The following is a 3,668-nucleotide window of genomic DNA, read 5'->3' as shown; positions in this document are numbered from 1 at the left end:
CGGAAAAATTATAAAAGCCATCAAGTAAAGGCCTATTTCCTGAATTTAGGTTGTATAGACAAAATACTTTAAAGGCCTTACAAAGGAAAAATCGCTATGCTACACTTGTAGATGAGTAAAAATGACAGCTTTCGTTGAATAGGATTGAAGGAGGATATATATGGGACTTAGAAAAGACTTTTTATGGGGCGGCGCTACAGCTGCCAATCAATGTGAAGGCGGCTATGATAAAGGCGGACGTGGACTGGCGAACGTAGACGTGGTTCCAACAGGAAAAGACCGCTTCCCGATCATTACAGGAAAACAAAAAATGGTTGATTTTGATGACGAGCACTTTTACCCAGCTAAAGAGGCTATTGATATGTATAGTCACTATAAAGAAGATATCGCATTATTTGGAGAAATGGGCTTTAAAACCTATCGTTTATCGATTGCATGGAGCCGTATTTTCCCAATGGGAGATGAAGCTGAACCAAACGAAGAAGGCCTGCAATTCTATGAAGACTTATTCAAAGAATGCCATAAATATGGTATTGAACCCTTAGTGACCATTACGCATTTTGATTGTCCAATGCATTTGATCGAGAAATATGGTGCATGGCGCAGCCGAGAAATGATCGGATTCTACGAAAACCTTTGTAACGTTATCTTCCGTCGTTACAAAGGGCTAGTGAAATATTGGTTAACCTTCAACGAAATCAATATGATTCTTCATGCTCCATTTATGGGAGCGGGATTGTATTTTGAAGAAGGTGAAAATGAAGAGCAAGTAAAATACCAAGCGGCTCATCATGAACTCGTAGCGAGTGCCATTGCTACCCGTATTGCTCATGAAGTCAATCCAGAAAACCAAGTGGGTTGTATGCTGGCTGCTGGACATTACTACCCTTACTCTTGTAATCCAGAAGATGTTTTCAAAGCACAAGAAGCTGACCGTGAGAACTACTTCTTTATCGATGTACAATCGCGCGGAGAATATCCTGCCTATGCTTTGAAAAAGTTAGAACGTGAAGGTGTCACGATTAAAATGGAAGATGGGGACTTAGAATTGCTGAAAGAACATACAGTAGATTTCATCTCTTTCTCTTACTACTCTTCTCGTGTTGTTTCGACTGATCCAAAGGTAAATGAAACAACCTCTGGAAACATTTTTGCATCTGTAAAAAATCCTTATTTGGAAGTGAGCGAGTGGGGTTGGCAAATAGATCCATTAGGACTAAGAACGACGATGAATTCATTGTATGACCGTTATCAAAAACCTCTTTTCATTGTTGAAAACGGCTTAGGTGCTGTAGACGAACCGGGTGAAAATGGATATGTGGCTGATGATTACCGCATCGAATATTTAGCAGCACATTTGCAAGCGATGAAAGATGCCGTTGAACTAGATGGCGTAGACTTGATGGGTTATACAAGCTGGGGCTGTATCGATTTGGTTAGTGCCGGCACAGGCGAAATGAAAAAACGTTACGGTTTTATCTACGTTGACCGCGACAACGAAGGAAATGGAACTTTAGCTCGTTCTAAGAAAAAATCCTTTGATTGGTATAAAAAAGTGATTGCCAGCAACGGAGAAGACTTGTCTGTGTAAAAAAATGATAGTAATTATTTTTAAATAAAAATTTTGTTAAAATGTAAAAACCTTTCTCATATTTTCGAGAAAGGTTTTTACATAATTCATACATTAATAAAGTATATGTATAACTCCTTACAGATGAACAGAAATTTTATAAAGAAAAAATTAATTAGTTTTACCTACAGAGTCTTTAAAAAGTGATAATGACGTAGATCAATCATCCTTATAAACACGATAATCATTCGGGGTTTGGTTAAATAACTGTTTAAATTTTCTAGAAAAGTAACTGATTTCTTTGAATCCTACTGCAATAGCAATTTCTTCTATAGAAAGATTCGTTTTGAGTAGAATATTTTTAGCAATTTGCATACGATAATTATTTAAGTATTCTGAAAAACTGATTCCTAGTTCTTTCTTAAATAATTGTCCCAAATAAGCCGTGTTAGTATGTAATTCTTTGCTGATACTTTTAAGTGCCAAGGGTTCACTGTATCTTTGGTTAACCAAAGATATAAGTTTTTGGGTTAAATCAGAATACTGGGTTATTTTAAGTTCTGAGAAAGTTTTATCAATACTCTGAAGTAAAACGTCTTTTATTTCCTCGCTATTTTGAACATGATTAAGTTTAATAGTGTACATCTGAAAAGAAAATTGATACATTTTATGAAAAGCCTGATATATTTTCAAAATAATAATATAAGCAATATTTGATACATAAGCAAGAGAAGAGGATGTAAGTTGAGCTTGCTCTATTATTTCAACAGCTTTTACTTCTATTTTTTTTCGGTCTCTGACATTAAGCGCAGCATCGAGGGCTAAAAAAATATCTTTTTCCGGTGAATCTTCACTTATAAATATTTGGTCGGTAAATTCTTCATACAAAAAAACATACTTGTTCAATAATAGACTGGAATATTCTCGAATTTCTTCAGCCGATTTTATACTTAGATTAAATTTATTAAATAGGGATTGTTTTTGACCGATAAAGATAGTCAAGTTTGTTATAAACTCTAGATTTTTTAATTGATCAGCAACAGCTTCCATCTCTTTTTTTATAAGTTCAATTGGTTTGTCTTCTAAAATAAAACCAATTAGGTTTGTTTCTAATTGTGTGATATAAACAATATTATTCTGTACGAGCAAATGAATAATATTGTCGTAAACTTGTTTATGCTCTTCAATATTATTATCTGTTCGCCAATCTAAAATGTATGCTCTGCAGGTATCGTTTAATACAGGCAAATCAAGTAATTTAACTCGTTCAATGAATTCATTTTTTTCAATATGGTTTAAAAAAATTCTTTTAGTGATATGCTCCTTTAAAATTTCTTTTCTAGGGATTATTTCTAAACTGTTTTTTAGTTTGGAAATAATAATTTCTATCGTTTGAAATAATTCTTTTTTATTGAGTGGTTTTAACAGATAATTTTCAATACCTAATTGTAACCCCCTTTTAACAAAGTCAAATTCATCATAACCGCTAAGAATAATTGATTTTGCAGGAGGTTGAAGGTTGTTCAATTCTTCTATCAGTTCTAAACCAGTCATTTTATCCATACTGATATCTGTTAAGAGGATATCTATTTTTTTGTTTTTTATGATTTCTACAGCTTCTTCTCCACTGTTTGCTGTTGCTACAATAGTGATCCCTAACTCTTCCCAGGGAATGATTAATTGTAATCCTTCAACGATTACCTCTTCGTCATCTACAATTAATAAACGATACAACTCTATTCCTCCTCTAAATGAATGATAATTTGAATAACCGTTGCAATATTTGGTTCACTAGACAAATTCATTTGATAATTTTCTCCAAAGAAGATCCGTAACCGTTCATTTACATTCTTAAATCCAACAGATTTCATTTCATCATTTTTTCCTTGTAAATAATTGTTCATTTTTTTTAATTGTTCTTGCCCAATACCTTTTCCATTATCTTTAAGCTGAATTATAAGGAGATTTCCTTTTTTTTGTGCCTTTAACTGAATGACATTGTTTACTTTTTTATAATCTATACCATGTAAAACGTAATTTTCAATCAATGGTTGAATAATAAACTGAGGAAGGACAAGTTTTTCAATTTCAGGATCTA

Annotated in this window: 3 protein-coding genes; 1 reads left to right on the top strand and 2 read right to left on the bottom strand. The window is 33.2% G+C overall.

Annotated features, from left to right (window positions below; all coding sequences use genetic code 11):
• Positions 1–160: 160 nt before the first annotated feature.
• Entirely contained in the window at positions 161–1,591 is a 1,431-nt protein-coding gene (locus tag RT405_RS08010; protein WP_313469005.1) for a 6-phospho-beta-glucosidase, read from the top strand.
• A gap of 198 nt (positions 1,592–1,789) precedes the next feature.
• On the opposite strand, the gene RT405_RS08005 is transcribed toward RT405_RS08010, so the two are convergent.
• Complete coding sequence (locus RT405_RS08005) at positions 1,790–3,304, bottom strand: response regulator (RefSeq protein WP_313469004.1); 1,515 nt, start codon at positions 3,302–3,304, stop codon at positions 1,790–1,792.
• Positions 3,305–3,306: 2 nt separating this feature from the next.
• A partial coding sequence (locus RT405_RS08000; RefSeq protein WP_313469003.1) for an ATP-binding protein occupies positions 3,307–3,668 on the bottom strand: 362 nt, incomplete at its 5' end.

Origin of the sequence: Carnobacterium sp., from assembly GCF_032094055.1 — a bacterium.
Classification (GTDB): domain Bacteria; phylum Bacillota; class Bacilli; order Lactobacillales; family Carnobacteriaceae; genus Carnobacterium_A.
The sequence above is the reverse complement of the archived record's forward strand: the minus strand, read 5'-3'. Positions and strand labels throughout refer to the sequence as shown.

What these genes read in the sequence shown, in the direction of transcription:
- RT405_RS08010 (WP_313469005.1), top strand. Translation starts at nt 161, where the DNA reads ATGGGACTTAGAAAAGACTTTTTATGGGGCGGCGCTACAGCTGCCAAT.